General features: G+C 46.4%; 13 protein-coding genes and 1 other RNA gene. 13 read left to right on the forward strand and 1 reads right to left on the reverse strand.

Going from position 1 to position 17,108, the window contains the following annotated elements:
• The first annotated feature begins 11 nt into the window (after positions 1-11).
• The 8 genes from IT398_01715 to IT398_01750 all read left to right on the forward strand — a co-directional run bounded on the left by IT398_01715 (position 12) and on the right by IT398_01750 (position 9,112).
• The gene (locus tag IT398_01715) at positions 12-791 is read left to right on the forward strand and encodes a hypothetical protein (GenBank protein MCC6290765.1); all 780 of its coding nucleotides are present in this window, start codon (positions 12-14) and stop codon (positions 789-791) included.
• A 102-nt stretch (positions 792-893) separates the two neighbouring features.
• On the forward strand, positions 894-1,787 hold the full coding sequence (locus tag IT398_01720; GenBank protein ID MCC6290766.1) for a fibronectin type III domain-containing protein: 894 nt from the start codon (positions 894-896) through the stop codon (positions 1,785-1,787).
• 152 nt (positions 1,788-1,939) lie between these two features.
• Positions 1,940-2,827, forward strand: coding sequence for a UDP-N-acetylmuramate dehydrogenase (gene murB / locus IT398_01725; protein MCC6290767.1), 888 nt, complete (start codon positions 1,940-1,942; stop codon positions 2,825-2,827).
• Positions 2,828-2,868: 41 nt separating this feature from the next.
• Positions 2,869-4,263 carry an Asp-tRNA(Asn)/Glu-tRNA(Gln) amidotransferase subunit GatB gene (gatB, locus tag IT398_01730; protein MCC6290768.1) on the forward strand — a complete coding sequence of 465 codons (1,395 nt, stop codon included), beginning with the start codon at positions 2,869-2,871 and terminating at the stop codon, positions 4,261-4,263.
• A gap of 366 nt (positions 4,264-4,629) precedes the next feature.
• Positions 4,630-4,932 (forward strand): RNA-binding protein, encoded by a 303-nt coding sequence (locus IT398_01735; GenBank protein ID MCC6290769.1) that lies wholly within the window; start codon positions 4,630-4,632, stop codon positions 4,930-4,932.
• A gap of 97 nt (positions 4,933-5,029) precedes the next feature.
• Entirely contained in the window at positions 5,030-5,896 is an 867-nt protein-coding gene (locus IT398_01740; GenBank protein MCC6290770.1) for an acyl-CoA desaturase, read from the forward strand.
• Positions 5,897-5,969: 73 nt separating this feature from the next.
• Entirely contained in the window at positions 5,970-7,787 is a 1,818-nt protein-coding gene (gene typA / locus IT398_01745; GenBank protein MCC6290771.1) for a translational GTPase TypA, read from the forward strand.
• A 389-nt stretch (positions 7,788-8,176) separates the two neighbouring features.
• Positions 8,177-9,112 (forward strand): hypothetical protein, encoded by a 936-nt coding sequence (locus IT398_01750; protein MCC6290772.1) that lies wholly within the window; start codon positions 8,177-8,179, stop codon positions 9,110-9,112.
• Here IT398_01750 and IT398_01755 read toward each other — a convergent pair.
• Complete coding sequence (locus IT398_01755; protein ID MCC6290773.1) at positions 9,093-9,902, reverse strand: hypothetical protein; 810 nt, start codon at positions 9,900-9,902, stop codon at positions 9,093-9,095. The two genes, IT398_01750 and IT398_01755, sit on opposite strands and share 20 nt — an antisense overlap.
• A 49-nt stretch (positions 9,903-9,951) precedes the next feature.
• On the opposite strand from IT398_01755, the gene IT398_01760 reads away from it, so the two are divergent.
• The 5 genes from IT398_01760 (at position 9,952) to lepA (ending at position 16,996) form a co-directional block, all read left to right on the forward strand.
• Positions 9,952-10,722 carry an ROK family protein gene (locus IT398_01760; protein ID MCC6290774.1) on the forward strand — a complete coding sequence of 257 codons (771 nt, stop codon included), beginning with the start codon at positions 9,952-9,954 and terminating at the stop codon, positions 10,720-10,722.
• A gap of 63 nt (positions 10,723-10,785) precedes the next feature.
• The gene (locus IT398_01765) at positions 10,786-13,074 is read left to right on the forward strand and encodes a ribonucleoside-triphosphate reductase (protein ID MCC6290775.1); all 2,289 of its coding nucleotides are present in this window, start codon (positions 10,786-10,788) and stop codon (positions 13,072-13,074) included.
• A gap of 8 nt (positions 13,075-13,082) precedes the next feature.
• Positions 13,083-13,391, forward strand: an RNA gene (gene rnpB / locus IT398_01770) — RNase P RNA component class A.
• Positions 13,392-13,448: 57 nt separating this feature from the next.
• Positions 13,449-15,128 (forward strand): hypothetical protein, encoded by a 1,680-nt coding sequence (locus IT398_01775; protein ID MCC6290776.1) that lies wholly within the window; start codon positions 13,449-13,451, stop codon positions 15,126-15,128.
• A gap of 68 nt (positions 15,129-15,196) precedes the next feature.
• Entirely contained in the window at positions 15,197-16,996 is a 1,800-nt protein-coding gene (gene lepA / locus IT398_01780; GenBank protein ID MCC6290777.1) for an elongation factor 4, read from the forward strand.
• Positions 16,997-17,108: the final 112 nt, after the last annotated feature.

The following is a 17,108-nucleotide window of genomic DNA, read 5'->3' on the forward strand; positions in this document are numbered from 1 at the left end:
AGCAGTTTATTATGCTTCAGAGAGGTTTGTTTGTCTTGGGGGCTGCCGTACTCTGTGGTGGGATGATGGGAACAAGTTGTGGGGTCACTCCTGTTGGCGGCTTCACCAGTGGTCAAGAAGGTTCTTGCATTGTCAGCCCACTTGGTATTGTCTGTTGGTCTGACGAGGGTCAGACAAATGGGAGCGGGCAACATGGGCCAGTGGTCTCGGGTGGAACAGTTGGTCCCGATGGTTCAATTACGGTTGTTGCGGATGGGTCGTTGATGTTGGATTGGTCCAGCTTTAACTTCTCTAGTTTCTGGCCAAGCGCAGTTCCACCGTTTCGTCTCGAGATTGAAGGGCCGAGTGGACTTGTGGTCATCCAACCAGTTTCTGTTGGGAATGGACTTGTATTCATCTGGACACCGAATGTCTCTGGTACATTTACGATTTGGTTGGTGGATAGAGATGGACGTCGTTTCCAGTTACCACCAATCGTAATTGTGGTACTGGGTGTTGAGCCACCAGCACCCAGTGTTAGTCCTCTTGCTCTCAGTTTGGTTACTCCGAGCGATGGGGCGACACTGGTTTCTGGGACAACGCAAGTGCCTTTCACCATTGCGGTTTCTGGCGGAACGGGACCCTATCAGTTCGTCTTCCATTTTTACGATGGACAGATCATTCCCAGCGTAGGACCAACCGTTTATCGGTCACTGGTTACTACTGGCGGTCAGTTGATGTCTAACCTGGTCCGGGTTACCTCTTCGGATGGCCAAGTTCGTGACATCAGTTTCGGTATCCGGGTTAACTGACAAGTATGGGAATCACCAAAGCCGTTCTTTCCACCAAGTGTGGGGGAGCGGCTTTTTATAACCCTTGCTTTTTTGCCAGGGATATGATAGTTAATGAGTTATATGAAAAATTATATGATTCGTTTGGTGTTTCTGGGCCTGGTTTTAGGTGGGCTTGTTAATGTTGGGTATACAGAAGTTTATGCCCAGATGGCCCTAACTTCAGTGATCAATTCTCCAACCGAAGGGCAAACTGTTCTTGTCAACCAGCCGTTAACATTTTCTGGTTCGGCGACGGGTGGCAACCCCACTTTCTATGGTTATCTGTGGAATTTTGGGGATGGAACTTTTGCTGGTGCTACCAATTTTAGTAAAACCTACAACACCGCGGGCCCCAAGACAGTTTCTTTGACGGTCACTGATTTCACTGGCGCTCAAGCGATTACCACACGACACATTATTGTGAACCCCGTTGTTAATCCTGATGCACCGACAGTAGACCTTATGGTGAATGGCGGCAATGGCCCCTTAACTGTTGATACCGGCGCTAGTCCCACCCTTACCTGGACATCGACGAACGCAACTTCCTGCACTGCCTCCAGTGCTTGGTCTGGGAGTAGGGAATTAAATGGTAGTGAGTCAGTTGGCCCACTTAGTACCAGCGGTACGTTTGTTTATACGCTTTCTTGTGCTGGCGCAGGAGGGTCAGCTTCCGATAGTGTTACCGTTAATGTTGGTACACCGGGTGGTCCCGTTACGCCTGTTATCAGTAATATTCAGGTAACGAATGTTACCCAGACGGGAGCCACGATTACCTGGGATACTAATATTTTGGCTGACAGTCGTGTAATCTATGATACTGTTTCTCACCCCACACTTGGAACAGCGCCTAACTTTGGTTACGCATTCACTACCGACACTCTCAATGTCAGTCCAAAAGTGACCGCACACTCAGTGTCTGTCACTGGTCTTACACCCAATACCCAGTATTTTTTCCGAGTACTGTCCCAATCATAAACTGTTGTAATTTGTCTGATTTTGGGAGAAAATAGCGCTGATGTTGTTTATTCAAGTCAGCGCTATTTTCTTGTCACTTTTGGTTATTATCGGCCTAATTTACGGTTACGCCCACCATTTTTAATTTTAAAAAAAATGTTCCCCTTGGGAAGTTGACCACCTTTGGTATTGGTGGTTACGCTGCCTACTATATTCGTGTCGTTGAGCCAGAAGAACTAGCTTTTGTGGTTCGTGAGACGCGTAAATTGCGGATTCCATTTCGTCTGATTGCGGGTGGAAGCAATGTTGTTTTCTCGGATGAAACTTTTGTCGGCCTAATAATTCATTTTGTTCAAAATAACTCCAAAATTTTTAGTAAAAAAGGAACTTTGGATGTGGCCGCTAATCTTGGTTTGATGAAGTTGATTCAAAGTAGCATCAAGGATGGGTTGGCGGGATTGGAATCATTGTCTGGGATTCCTGGTTCCGTGGGCGGTGCGATTGTCGGTAATGCTGGCGCATACGGTCAAAGTATCTCGGATCATCTTACCGAGGTCCAGATTTTTGACGGAAGGAACGTGCGGTGGTTGAAAAAGAGCGAGTGCCACTTTGCTTATCGTGATAGCGCCTTTAAACGAGAAAAGAGAAAATGGTTGGTTCTGCGTGCCAGGTTTAAATTGAAGAATGGCGATAGTAAGAAGTTGCTGAAGAAATCGCAACAAATTATCACCACGAGAAATATGAAATATAATCCAAGCATGAAGTGTCCTGGGAGTTTCTTTAAGAATGTGCAAGTGAAGAACATTTCTACGTCTGCTTTAAATAAGATAGATAAAAATAAAATTCGGGACGGGAAGATTCCTGCCGGGTACTTATTAGAAGTGGTTGGCGCTTGTGGTATGAAAATGGGTAAAATTGAAGTAGCAAGTTTCCACGGCAATTTACTGATAAACAGGGGCGGAGGTAAATTTGCTGATGTGAAAAAGTTGTCTAGGGCACTTAAAAATAGGGTTTATAAAAAATTTGGCATAAGATTAGAAGAAGAAGTGAGATATCTGTAATCTTTTTTTATCCCAAAAATCGTGGTAGAGTTGGAGGTCAAATGTCCGAATTAATTCCTACAATTGGGCTAGAAATTCATGCCGAGCTGAAGACGCAAACTAAGATGTTTTGCCGTTCCAGGAATGACCCAGATGAGAATCGGCCGAATGTGAATGTTTGTCCAGTTTGTCTCGCGCATCCTGGGGTTCTTCCGACCATTAATAAGAAGGCGGTTGAGCATGTTTTACGCACGGGTGTGGCGCTCGGCGGGACGCTCGCTGATTACACGGAGTTTGATCGCAAGAACTATTTCTATCCCGACATTCCTAAGGGTTATCAGATTAGTCAGTATCAGTTTCCCCTCATTTCTGGTGGTGCTTTGCAGGGGGTTCAGTTGACTCGGATTCATCTAGAAGAAGACACAGCTAGTAATCAGCACTCGGATTCCGCTGATGAGAGTTTGGTGGATTTCAACCGTGCGGGTGTTCCACTAATGGAGCTGGTAACCGAGCCGGTGATAACTTCCGCAAAACAGGCCGTGGATTTTTCACGGGAGTTACAATTATTATTACGTTATCTCAATGTAAGCGAGGCGAATATGGAGAAAGGTGAGATGCGGGTGGAGGCGAATATTTCTATCGCCCGAGCTGGAGAGAGGGGGACGAAGGTAGAAGTAAAAAATCTAAACTCATTCCGTGCAGTGGAAAGGGCGATTGATTATGAGTTATTGAGACAGAGGAAGATTGTCGAATCTGGCGAAAGGGTGGCTCAAGAGACTCGAGGGTGGGATGAGGTCAAACAAAATACTTTCTCGCAGAGGAAAAAAGAATCATCTCATGACTATCGTTATTTTCCAGATCCAGATTTACCAAAACTGAGGATTTCTGAAATCCCAGGATTTAGTAAAGATAATTTACAAAAGACAATTCCTGAATTACCGTGGCAGAGGAGAGAGAAATTGTTGGGGTTGGGGATCCAGAGACAGGACGCGGAACAGTATGTGGCTGATTTGGGGCTGGGTAACTATTTTGAGAAAGTGGTTAATGAGCTGGGAGAAGCGAGTTTGCTGAAAATAGCGTCTAATTTTATCTCAAACGACATTGTTGGTTTATTGAAAAGGGAGAAGAATCTCAAATTGCCGACGGTTTCCAGTTTTGTGAAGATTGTGAGATTGTTTAGTGAAAAGAAATTTAATTCGCGACAGGCGAAAGATGCGATCGAAAGTCTGGTGAAAGAGGGGAAGGAAGCGGAAGAGGTGCGCGGCACTGATTTAAGCGAAGTTGTTGCAAAAGTGATTGCCGATAATCCTAACGTGGTTACTGACTACAAAAGCGGCAAGGAGTCAGCCCTGCAGTTTCTCATTGGTCGGGGGATGAAAGAAAGTAAGGGCAGCGCAAACCCTGAGGCGTTGAAGGAGTCACTTATCAACTCTTTATCCACTGGTTCTGCACTTTAAGCCAGATTTTGTCTCTTGACGTCTAGAATGGCGGCGCGATAATTGGGACAGTTCACTGGAGTGGTAGGGGACATTCCTAGCATAGAAAATAAAAAGGTTCCCAAATCGTCACGTTGTAGCTTTGGTTGCAACGCGTCTGCAGGAACCAACTTGTCTAAACGAGGACATTCCTCCACTTCACTCTGGTGAGCGAGGTAACGCACCAAGATCTGGCCTTTGGGCCGGGTCTTGGTGTCTCTTTGTCTTCGCACTAATTCGCTTGACTTTTTCTTTCACCTGTGTATACTTGATAGCGTAAGTGTTTTCTCTCGCGATCTTCGCGGGGAAGGTCGCCCTTACACAAGCTAGTGAAAGAATAGAAGATCAATGGCTAAGAAATTGTATGTTGGCGGGTTGCCTTACACAACCACTGAAGATGCGCTGAAGAGTGCATTCGCTCAGGCTGGTGCTGTGGAGACAGCCAACATCATCATGGATCGTATGACCGGTCGCTCTAAGGGCTTCGGGTTCGTGCAGATGACTGATGATGCTGAAGCTGACAAAGCGATTGAGATGTGGAATGGGAAAGAATTTGAGGGTCGTAAACTGACCGTCAATGAAGCTCGTCCGCTGGAGGCTCGTCCTCCTCGCCGAAATGGCGGTTTCGATCGCGGTGGCAACAACTGGTAATTAATCAGTTTTGCTGAAGAAAAGCCCCGCCTTACGGCGGGGCTTTTCTGTGCTAGAGTTAATTTCGGTTGTTCTTTCTATACAAGGAGAAAATGATATGAGTAAGTCAGCACAGGTTTTCGTTTTTTTTGTCGTCGTCGTCCCGTTCGTTGCACTTGGTCTGGCGGTTTGGCTCTGGTTAAGTCGGGGGTTAGACTCATTCTATCTCTGGCTGTTTCTTGGGAGGTATCTGGCTACTGGTTTTGGGATTACAGTTGGGTTTCACCGATTGTTTACACACCGTTCTTTCGAGACCACCAAGGTAATTAGATTTCTGCTAGCCGTCCTTGGATCAATGTCGGTTCAGGGTCCGATCATTCAGTGGGTGGCTGCGCACCGCAGACATCATGAACACAGCGATAAGGAGGGTGATCCACATTCTCCCAATCTTCACGCGAAAGGTTTATGGGGATTTCTTGGTGGTCTGTGGCACGCCCACACTGGATGGCTTTTCACTTTTCCAGCCCAGAAGTATCAACGGTACGCCAATGATTTGGTGAAGGATAGGATGATAAATCGGATTAGTCGACTTTTTCCGCTGTGGGTTGTGCTTGGTCTCGTCATACCGGCAGCAATCGGTGGCTTGGTCAGTAGCACTTGGCAAGGCGTAGGTCTCGGTTTCCTTTGGGGTGGATTGGTGGGGGTTTTCTTCGTCCATCATGTCACCTGGAGCGTAAACTCGGTCTGCCATTTATGGGGGACACGACCTCATGAAACAACAGATAAGAGTCGCAACAACCCAATCTTTGCGCCACTGGCTTGGGGCGAGGGTGCTCATAACACCCATCATGCTTTTCCCCAATCTGCGCGCCACGGCTTTCGTTGGTGGGAGTTTGATTCTAGTTACCTTATAATTAAGTTGCTTGCTTATCTCAAGCTTGCCTGGGATATTAAATTACCCCGACAAGCGACCCCGCCCAACTAGGGCGGGGTTCTTATTTGCCAAAAATATTTTTATCTGCTATATTTTACGTTCGCCTATTTCTGGCGAAATTTTTATGAAAATTAGGAATGTCGCAATTATCGCCCACGTCGACCACGGCAAGACCACACTTGTGGACGCTCTTTTACGCCAGTCAAAAACGAAAATTTCTAAGGAAACCGTGGAGAAGGGTGACCTGATCATGGATTCCAATGATCTAGAGCGGGAGCGGGGTATTACAATTTTTTCAAAAAACGCGAGTGTTAATTGGGACGGAGTGAAGATAAACATCATTGATACTCCTGGTCACGCGGATTTCGGTGGAGAGGTGGAACGCGTTTTAAAAATGGCGGATGGAGCACTTCTTCTAGTCGACGCAAAAGAGGGCCCAATGCCCCAAACAAGGTTTGTTCTTAAGAAAGCCCTCAACCTCGGTTTAAAGGTCATTGTCGTTGTGAATAAGATTGATAAACCCGGAAGTCGTCCAGATTGGGCTCTAGAAGAGACGCTCGGTCTTTTCTTGGATCTGGGTGCAAACGATGAGCAGGCGGACTTTCCGGTACTTTATGCCTCTGGGCGTGCCGGCGTGGCAGGTGTGACACCAAAACTAGAAGAGATGAAGGATATCGCGCCTGTTTTTGATACGATCTTGAAGGAAATTAAAGCGCCGGAGGGTGATGTTGACGGGTCGCTCCAAATGCTTGTCACCACCGTCTTTGCTGATGAATGGAAGGGGCGTATTGCTACGGGTCGTATCTATCGTGGAACGATTCGGGCCGGACAAGAAGTTGCGCATATCAATCGAGAGGGCTTGGTTTCGAAAGAGCGCCTGGTTTCTCTTATGACATTCGATGGTCTTGGCCGTATTGAAACGGCAGAGGCGCAGGTGGGAGATATTGTCGCGATTGCTGGGTTGCCGGATGTGACGATTGGTGAAACGATTGCTGATATTGCTAACCCAGAGGCGCTACCATTGTTATCGATTGAAGAGCCAACTGTGAAAGTAACTTTTCTGCCTAACGATTCACCTTGGGCTGGTCGCGAAGGTCAATTTACCACTTCGCGTGAACTGCGTGAACGACTTTATAAAGAGTTGGAGAATGATATGGCGTTAAGGGTTGACGATATTGCTGGCGGTAAGGGTTGGATTGTGTCTGGAAGAGGGGAACTACATCTTGCGATTTTAATAGAAAGATTGCGTCGGGAGGGCTATGAGTTGCAGGTTTCCCGACCACAAGTAATTACAAAGGTGGAGAATGGTGTAGAGGTTGTACCGTTTGAAGAAGTGTTTGTCGAAACACCGGAGGCCTATTCTGGCGTGGTGATTGAGAAGATGGGTAAACGGCATGGACAGATGGCAGACTTCCGACTAGAGAACGGAATTGCTCATCTCAAATTTACCATTCCCACCCGCGGACTTTTTGGCTATCGAAATGAGTTTCTCACCGACACCAAGGGTTTGGGGATTATGAATACTCTTTTTCTCGATTATCGTGAAGATAAGCAAACCTGGAGTGAGAAGGAGCGTGGCTCTCTGGTGGCGAGCGACGCGGGACAGACGCTTCTCTATTCGCTTGTTAGTCTTCAGGAACGGGGAACCCTTTTCTATGGCCCTGGGGCGCAGGTTTATGTGGGTCAAGTGGTGGGCGAGCATTCACGGTCGGGGGATTTACGGGTGAATCCATGTAAAGCTAAACAATTATCTAATATGCGGTCCAAAGGTGATGGTGGGACGGAACACTTTGACAAGCCACATACGATGAATCTGGAAGAAGCTCTAGAGTATATCGGGGGCGATGAATTGGTGGAGGTAACTCCCAAGAATGTTCGTATTCGCAAGATAATTCTTGATGAAGCTGAGGCGCGTCGCTTGGCGAGAGGAATTAAGAATTAATTTTTTCAAAAAAAGAACCGCCACGGTGAAGACCGGGGCGGTTTTAGTTTGATGCCGGGGTTAACTGTTAGTCAACACAGACAAGACAATCGACAGGAACGTGAGTTGTTTGGTTCGGGTGTACGCCCTCGATTCTTGCGTCGTCTCCCAAGAAGCCAATAAGGCAGAAAACGCCACCCGGAGACTTTCCTGGTAAGTTCGCCAGAATTTTTGCTCTGGCCTCAGCTGTCCTGGGGTGCTTTTGGTCTAATCTAACCACAAATGGACTCGGGGCAAAATCACGAAGTTCTGTTCTCTCTTGTCCAGCAAGCATCAGCATCTGCCTCCATAAAAGAAAATAAGGAACTCCCCAATGGGAGATATTATCATATGGTATAATAAAGTCCAATATGGATGAACAAATTAAGGATTTCAGCAAGCAGTTGGCCTGGCGACCGGAAATTGTAAATCATGATAGATTGGAGAAGAGAACAAAATTTATTCTTTGTGGTATGGGCGGGTCGACATTGGCCGCTGGCTTATTGAAGGTTGCTGAACCCAAGTTGGATCTATTGATCCACCGCGATTATGGCTTGCCACGTGTACCAGATTATTTTCTCCACGAGAGTGTAATCATTTTGAGTTCTTACTCTGGTAATACTGTGGAGGTGCTAGATGTTGGACGAGAAGCATTAGAATTCGGCTTACATCTCGCCGTCGTCACTAGCGGTGGAAAGTTATTGGATTGGGCGAAGAAAAATGATTTGCCCTACATTGTTTTGCCGTCCGGTTCACAACCACGGATGGCGCTGGGGTATTTCTGTAAAGCTTTAGCCATGTTGTTGGGCGACAGTCGTCTATTGGCGACATTGGGCACGACGACGATTTCTTCTGCGTTGCTTGAGGCGGCCGGGGAGACATTGGCCAATAAATTGAGAAATAAAATTCCCGTTATTTATTCTTCGACACTAAACTACCCACTTGCCTATCACTGGAAAATTTCTTTCAACGAGACGGCGAAGGTCTCTGCCTTCGCCAACGCTTTCCCCGAACTCAACCATAATGAAATGCAAAGTCAGTTTGACCCGAATCAATTCAGTTTCATTTTCTTACGCGACGGCAGTCATGACCCCAGAATTGAAGACCGGCTGGATAAGCTCAAGGTGCTTTATGAGCGCGCGGGTCTGGGAGTTGAAGTGATTCAAATCACCGGCACGACGGTCTGGGAAAAAATTTTCCACTCCGTTATTCTTGCCGAATGGACGGTGCTTCACCTTGCCCGCGTCCGCCAAGTTGATCCCGAAACCGTGCCGTTGATTGAGGAGTTTAAGAAGTCGCTGGTGTAGAAGTAGCGGTGAGGCGAAAGGTGGAGAGGATTTTGTTGAATATCTCTTCTTTCTCCTCCAGCTCAGTCTCATTTGTGTAGCCCGCAACTATAATCTGATTCTCGTTTAGATTAAAGACAGACAAGAATACATAATTGTCATGACCATCTGAGTATTCTGTGCCTTCTGCGTATTTCAAATACTGGATTGACGTTTCGACACCAAACACAACTATTTGTTTTCTGGGTTTATAGTCTATCCACCCAGCGAATCCTATCGCAGCTAGATCAATTTCCAAGTTCACCGAGAGGTTGGGTTCTTGACTTTTTATTTTTAATCCAAATTTCCTAATCATCACAGGAGATGGTTCCATTAACGCAATCTCACCCGGATACTCGAATTCAAATCCGTACTCTTCGTTGCGATAAGTCTGCCAACCCGCCGTCTCGTCAATAACTGGTTCTGGTAGATAAGTTGTTGGTTCGGTGGTCACAGTTATGTCTTGGAAGGTTTCTGGATTGTTACCTAGCCACCTGCTCAATAAATTCGGCTGATAGAACGCGACATAAGCACCCGCACCAGAAGCAAGCAAGAGTAGGACAAGGAAGGTAATCAAAACGGGGTGAGACTTACTCGTCCGGATGGTGGGCGAGGGAACATTTTGTTCTTTTTGCCATTCGGCCGCATTGAAGGCAATCGCAATTTCCTTCTCGTTAATATTATTAAGCCGAAGGATCTGCTCAATTTCCACCCGACTCTTGCCCTGAATAAGTTGCGAGCGGATAAACTCAATTAGTTGTTCGGGGTTCATTTTTTTGGTTTTATTATTTCTAATTCTATTATACACTTAAAACAAGTTTATGTATCTAATATTCGATATTGGGGCGACAAAGATGCGCATTGCCGTTTCCGCAGATGGGGCGAGTTTCTCTGAACCGAAAGTGTTACCGAGTCCTGAGGGGGCAGCAGAATTGGTGTCGACTTTTGCGGATGTGGCGCAAGAATTGCTTGGGGGAAAAAAGCCAAAAGCAATTTGTGGTGGCGTGACGCGTAAACACTACGACGCAAGAAAGGGGTTAGCAGAAATTTTTGATTGCCCGACTTATTTTGAGAACGATGCCGCCTTGGCGGCTTTGGGTGAAGCGCGCGTAGGTGCTGGTAGGGGAAAAAATATTGTTGTGTACCTGACGATCTCAACCGGTGTCGGCGGTGCACGCGTGACGAATGGACGAATCGATGAGTCGGCTAATGGTTTTGAGCCTGGTTCGCAGATATTAAATCTAGATAATGAACAGAAAACACTGGAACAACTAGTTTCTGGTCGGAGTCTGGCAAAGAGATTTGGTAAATCACCCAAAGAGGTTTCGGATCCGGTCATTTGGGATGAGTTGGCCAGATTATTGGCACACGGTTTATACAACACCGCTGTTCACTGGTCACCGGAGGTCATTATTTTGGGCGGGAGTATGATTCTCGGTGACCCGCGTATTGATTTGATTACGCTTGAGAAACATTTACGAGGAATTCCAAGTATATTTTCAGATTTTCCCACTATTGCCTCGGCAGAGCTCGGTGATTTTAATGGTTTACACGGCGCTCTTCACTTTCTTCAACAAAAGCTTTCTAATTAACAGTTATCCACTGTTTTCTGCTGTTTTATTTTTTGTTGTTTTTGGTCTAAAATAGAGTCTTCTATGACCGCTGCCAAAAATTCACTAAAACAAATTAAGAAACGTGATGGCTCGGTTGTCCCTTTCGATCAGTCTCGTATTGTAATTGCCGTACAGAAGGCCATGAGAGCCTCTGGTGAGGGTGACGAGGGGGTTGCGGTTAAACTGGCCACCGCTGTTACCCGCGATCTTGAAAAACAAATGAAAAAGGCCGGGAGAGAATATGTTCCTGCGGTGGAGGAAGCTCAAGATTTGGTTGAGAAACAGTTAATTGCTCACAATCTTGCTGCCGTGGCAAAAGCGTACATCCTCTATCGCCAGCGTCGTACCGAATTGCGTCAGGAGAAAGGAGAAGTTCCTAAGGAGGTGAGAGAGTTGTCGGCTAAGAGTAAGCAATATTTCCGTAACCAACTTTCGGAGTTTGTTTATCACACTACCTACTCGAAATGGATTCCAGAAAAAAGACGTCGTGAGACCTGGGTGGAGACGGTTGAGCGTTATATGAGTTTCATGCGGGAGAATCTGGGTAATAAGTTGAAGGAAAGTGAGTACGCTGAAATTCAACAATCAATACTAGAGATGAAGGCGCTTGGTTCCATGAGACTTCTTTGGTCAGCTGGTTCTGCGGCACGCAAAACCAATGTGGCCGCCTATAATTGCTCTTTCACGGCACCATCGAAGTGGCAGGATTTCGCCGAAGTGATGTATATCTTGATGTGTGGCACTGGGGTCGGTTTTTCCGTAGAACATCAAACGGTCGAAATGCTACCAATGATCAAGCGACAGACGGGTAAAAAAATATCAACTTTCACCATCCCCGATTCAAAGGAGGGTTGGTGCGATGCCTTTTCTCTTGGTCTGGAGACTTGGTCCTCGGGGCAGGATATCGAATTTGATTATTCCGCAATTAGACCTCAAGGTTCGCGTTTGGTTACCATGGGTGGGCGTGCTTCGGGGCCAGCGCCGCTCCGGGCCCTCTTGGATTTCTCACGGGAAAAGATGTTAGCACGCCAAGGTCGCCGACTTTCCACTCTTGATGTCCACGATATTCTTTGTAAGACCGGTGAAGTTGTGGTGATGGGGGGCGTTCGTCGTTCAGCTCTAATATCCCTCTCGGATGTTGATGATCAAGATATGCGTGAAGCAAAGAATGGACAGTTTTATCTTAATCAGCCACAGCGAAGCATGGCCAATAATTCAGCTGTTTATAATGAAAAACCGACGGTGCCACAGTTCTTGGACGAGTGGGTCAATTTGGTTAAATCAGGTTCTGGCGAGCGGGGTGTTTTCAATCGCGGTAGCTTGAAGCAGCAGTTGCCAGATAGACGTTGGAAGGTTTTCGAGAAAGATGCTTGGTCTTCAGGTACTAATCCTTGTGGTGAAATAATTTTGAAATCTAAACAATTTTGTAATCTGTCAGAGGTTGTGGCTCGCGCAGAAGATACGGAGGCGACCCTGGTGAAGAAGGTTCGTGTGGCTACAATTCTCGGTACTTATCAAGCTACTCTGACTAAGTTTCCTTATTTGTCTAAAGAATGGAAGAAAAATTGCGAGGAGGAGGCCTTGCTTGGTGTTTCCATCACGGGGCAGTTTGATTCTAAGGTTGTCCGCAATCCAGATGTTTTGCGAAAATTGAAGGAGGTGGCGATTGAAACAAATCGTGAATATGCCTCTCGCTTTGGTATCAATCCATCCACCTGTATTACCTGTGTTAAGCCATCCGGTAATGGCTCACAACTCTTCGATTCCTCTTCGGGAATGCATCCGCGTCATGCGCCCTACTACATTCGCCGTATTCGGATTGAGAATCACAATCCACTTTTCCATATGCTCCGCGATCTTGGAGTGCCGCATCAACCAGAAGTAGGACAAACTCACGAAACAGCGACAACCTATGTACTGGAGTTCCCGGTGAAAGCGCCAAAAGGGTCTGTCTATAAAGATGAGATTAGCGCCCTTGCTCAGTTGGAGCACTGGAAGATGCTGAAAGAAAATTTTACCGAACACAATCCATCGACCACGATTTCTGTAGGGGAGGATGAGTGGTTGCAAGTCGGCAACTGGGTTTATCACCATTGGGATATTGTTGGTGGACTTTCTTTTTTGCCACGGAGCGAGCATGTTTATCGGTTAGCTCCATACGAGGCAATTACCGAGGAACATTACACTAAACTAGTAAAAAGTTTTCCGCAGATTGATTTTTCTAAGGTTGTACTTTACGAGTATGATGACGAGACTAGTGGTTCTAAAGAATTGGCCTGCGTTGCTGGAACCTGCGAGATTGATTTGACTCCAAAAGAGAAGGTTGTATAATCAGAGTAGTCTGGTGTCGGGTAGTTGCTCTCGTTTCGGAATTTGAGACGGGAGAGGAAAGTCCGAACACTTATCCATCAAAAGGTGGATTAAAATGGTAGCGGGTAATGCCCGTCCGGAGCAATCCGTGAGGTGCGAACAGAGACGAGCTCCTTCAGTGGAGGTGAAACGGCTAAATCCTTACCCAAGTGCAAGGTCGTGCCCCGCTATTTGCGGGGAGTGCCGCTAGAGGCTAATGGTGACATTAGTCCCAGATAAATAACTATCTCCTTGTCTAAGATAGGGAACAGAATTCGGCTTATAGACACCAGACAAAGAGTCAAAAATCCTCGCCACAAGCGGGGATTTTTGCTACGATTAGAGACTAAATTATAATGGTCAAACACGTTTGGCGATTACTCAATAAGGAATGGTCCGGCCTGCACGAGGCGGCATATCTCCTTGGTTTTTTTGCCCTTTTTTCGCAAATGCTTGCCCTTGTGCGGGATCGTTTATTTGCCTACACCTTTGGCGCTTCGCACACGCTTGATCTTTATTACGCCGCTTTTCGGATTCCTGATTTCATCTTTGTTTCACTTGGCTCGTTAGTTTCCCTTTCTGTCCTCATCCCTTTTTTGTTGGAGAAAATTGATCAATCAGACAGCGAGGCGCGCTCTTTTCTCAGTCAACTTTTTTCGTTCTTTCTTATCCTAATGGTTGTTGTTGGTGTGACTGCCTGGTTTCTCACACCTCGTTTATTGCCATGGCTATTCCCAAGCTACGTTGGTGGAGAATTTTATTCGGAATTGGTCGCAATGAGTCGGATTCTACTGCTCTCGCCGATTTTGCTTGGTCTCTCAAACTTTCTTGCAAGCATTACCCAGATCTATAAGAGGTTTTTCATCTATGCGATTTCGCCACTGCTCTATAACCTTGGAATTATTATCGGTATTCTCTTCCTCTATCCATTTTTTGGACTTAGTGGTCTTGCTTGGGGTGTTGTGCTTGGGGCATTTTGCCACCTGCTGATTCAAGTTCCTTTTGTGATCCAACAAGGACTATGGCCACGTTTCCGTTTTCGGGTTGATTTTCGATCCATTAGACGGGTCATGACCGTCTCGCTGCCTCGCACTATCACTCTTTCGGCAAACGAGCTGTCAAAGCTCTTTTTAATAGCACTTGCTGCCACTCTTGCGACCGGCTCGATATCTGTTTTCAGTTTTGCCTTCAATCTTCAGGCGGTGCCACTATCTATTATTGGTGTTTCTTATTCTCTCGCCGCCTTCCCGTCACTTACGCGATTCTTTTTGCGGGGAGAACATGAGCAGTTTATCAAACAGATGATCACTTCGGCCCAACACATTATTTTCTGGATCCTACCAGCCACGGTGCTTTTCATCGTTCTTCGGGCGCAGATTGTTCGTACCATTCTCGGTTCTGGTCAATTTGATTGGTCTGATACACGTCTCACGGCAGCCACACTTGCTCTTTTCGCGGTGTCGCTCGTTCCCCAGGCATTAGCACTTCTTTTTGTCCGGTCCTATTATGCTCGCGGCAAAACTTGGCAACCGCTTCTTTGGAATAGTGTTGCTTCCGCGGTCGTTATCATTGGGAGTTACATTTTAATTCAAGTCTTTCAACAGGCACCGATTTTTCGTTATTTTATAGAGTCTCTTTTCAAGGTTGATGATATTTCTGGTGGAGAAGTCTTAATGCTTCCGCTTGCCTTTTCTTTCGGGCTTTTTGTTAATCTGTTTGCGCACTGGCGTTCTTTCCATTATGACTTCCCGAGCTTTTCTCGTCCGGTTTTGCGTACATTTTGGCACAGTTTTTCTGCTTCTGTTCTTGCGGGCGGTGTGGCTTACCTGGGTCTAAATCTTTTCAGCACCGTTTTTGACCTCAACACCTTCTGGGGGATTTTCTTGCAAGGACTGCTGTCCGGGATTATGGGTATTATTGCAGCGATTATCGTTCTTGGTTTAATGAAAAGTCATGAGTTGAAAGAGATTTGGCAAACACTTCACCGTCGGATCTGGGGGGTGCAGATTATTGGTCCCGACCCTGATATGATTTAGGCTCCATTCTAGAAAATGCGACCAGGTGTTTTTTTGCGTTTTATCAGATTTACTATAGAGTTTAACAAATGGATTTATCCCACATCAGAAACTTTTCAATTATTGCCCATATTGATCACGGCAAGTCTACTCTGGCGGATAGGTTGTTGGAGTTAACGAATACGGTTGAGAAACGTAAGATGCGAGCGCAGGTGTTGGATATGATGGAGCTTGAACGGGAACGGGGAATTACCATCAAGATGCAACCCGTTCGAATGAAGTATCAAACTGGCGGTGGGGATTATTTATTGAATTTAATTGATACGCCCGGGCATATCGACTTCTCCTACGAAGTTTCGCGGGCGCTTCAGGCGGTGGAGGGGGTTCTTCTGCTTGTGGACGCCACTCAGGGTGTGCAGGCGCAGACTTTCACTGTTTTGAACATGGCTCGTGAGTTCAATCTTGTGATTATTCCAGTAATCAACAAAATTGATTCACCAATCGCCCGGCTTCATGAGACCGAACAAGAAATCATGGAATTGTTAAAGTGCTCATCGGCGGAAATTTTGCGGGTGTCGGGAAAGACGGGTGAGGGGGTGGGCGAGTTGTTGGAAAAAATTGTGACGAGAATTCCTGCGCCCAAAACAGAGTTTGTTGGTAACGATCCTCGTGCCCTAGTTTTTGATTATTCTTACTCAAACCACCAGGGTGTTATTATTTACGCCAGAGTGTTTGATGGCGAAATTAGGAGGGGGTCGGAGCTAAGCTTTAGTGCTACGGGTGACAAGTTCGTGGTGCTAGAGGTCGGGTCTTTTTTACCGGAGAAGCATTCCCTTGCTAGTTTGGTGGCGGGAGAGATTGGTTATATTGTGACGGGTTTGAAGCGGGCTGGACAGGCTAAGGTGGGTGATACGGTTACGAGTGTTTCGCGAGCGCTACCCGCTTTTCCCGGATATCGTGAACCAGAGCCGGTTGTTTGGGCCAGCGTTTATCCCGAGAATGCTGATGATTTTACATTACTTCGGCAATCATTGGAGCGGTTACGGCTTTCCGATGCCGCTTTGTCGTTCGTCGAAGAGTCCTCTGGTTCGCTGGGGCGTGGTTTTCGAGCGGGATTCTTGGGTTTACTACATTTGGAAATTATCGTCGAAAGACTGAAGAGAGAATTTAATCTCACTCTAGTTGTTACCACCCCATCTATTGGTTATGAGGTGAAAGATTTAGCAACCGGGAAGACAACCTTAATCTACGCGCCGCATCTCTTCCCTGCCGACACACGTGGTTATGAGGTGATGGAGCCGTGGGTCAGCGCTTCCATCATTTTGCCACCGAGCTATCTTGGGAATGTCATTAAATTATTTAACAGTCACGAAGTTTTATTACTGACAACCAATAATTTTAGCGAGGATCGTTCGGTCTTGGAGGTAGAGCTTCCTCTCCGAGAACTGATGAGGCACTTTTTTGATGAGTTGAAAAGTGTCTCATCAGGCTTCGCCTCTTTCTCCTATCAATTATGTGGGTTACGACGCGCTGAGGTGGTGAGGCTCGATGTTTTGGTCGGGGGCGAGACTGTGGCCCCCTTTGCTCGGGTGGTCTCCCGGGCCAAAATGGAAGAAGAGGCTAAGGCGGTTGTGGAAAAGTTGTTCAAAGTTTTACCACGTCAATTAATTACGATTAAAATTCAAGCTCAGGCACTGGGACGGATAATTTCCTCACGGACTATCTCTGCTCTCCGTAAGGATGTGACCGACTATCTATACGGTGGGGATATTACTCGGAAGATGAAATTGCGCGAGAAGCAGAAGAAGGGAAAGAAAAAAATGCAGAACATTGGCTCGGTGAATATTCCACCAGAAGTTTTCCTTCGGATGGTCGGTTCAGACAAATAGCGGGGAACTATAAAGTAAGACCATTCCCAAAATAACAATAATGCCCACTATCGTCCAGACTAGTTGCAATCCTTTTCGATGTCTTTTATTTAAAATCATTTCCAGTTAGTAT

The organism is Candidatus Nomurabacteria bacterium, from assembly GCA_020847275.1.
Classification (GTDB): domain Bacteria; phylum Patescibacteriota; class Minisyncoccia; order Phycocordibacterales; family JACOZG01; genus JADLCI01.

Bases quoted from the DNA above. Each gene is read 5' to 3' on its own strand.
- IT398_01715 (MCC6290765.1), top strand. From the start codon at position 12: ATGCTTCAGAGAGGTTTGTTTGTCTTGGGGGCTGCCGTACTCTGTGGT.
- IT398_01720 (MCC6290766.1), top strand. From the start codon at position 894: ATGAAAAATTATATGATTCGTTTGGTGTTTCTGGGCCTGGTTTTAGGT.
- gatB (MCC6290768.1), top strand. From the start codon at position 2,869: ATGTCCGAATTAATTCCTACAATTGGGCTAGAAATTCATGCCGAGCTG.
- IT398_01735 (MCC6290769.1), top strand. From the start codon at position 4,630: ATGGCTAAGAAATTGTATGTTGGCGGGTTGCCTTACACAACCACTGAA.
- IT398_01740 (MCC6290770.1), top strand. From the start codon at position 5,030: ATGAGTAAGTCAGCACAGGTTTTCGTTTTTTTTGTCGTCGTCGTCCCG.
- typA (MCC6290771.1), top strand. From the start codon at position 5,970: ATGAAAATTAGGAATGTCGCAATTATCGCCCACGTCGACCACGGCAAG.
- IT398_01750 (MCC6290772.1), top strand. From the start codon at position 8,177: ATGGATGAACAAATTAAGGATTTCAGCAAGCAGTTGGCCTGGCGACCG.
- IT398_01755 (MCC6290773.1), bottom strand. From the start codon at position 9,902: ATGAACCCCGAACAACTAATTGAGTTTATCCGCTCGCAACTTATTCAG.
- IT398_01760 (MCC6290774.1), top strand. From the start codon at position 9,952: ATGTATCTAATATTCGATATTGGGGCGACAAAGATGCGCATTGCCGTT.
- IT398_01765 (MCC6290775.1), top strand. From the start codon at position 10,786: ATGACCGCTGCCAAAAATTCACTAAAACAAATTAAGAAACGTGATGGC.
- IT398_01775 (MCC6290776.1), top strand. From the start codon at position 13,449: ATGGTCAAACACGTTTGGCGATTACTCAATAAGGAATGGTCCGGCCTG.
- lepA (MCC6290777.1), top strand. From the start codon at position 15,197: ATGGATTTATCCCACATCAGAAACTTTTCAATTATTGCCCATATTGAT.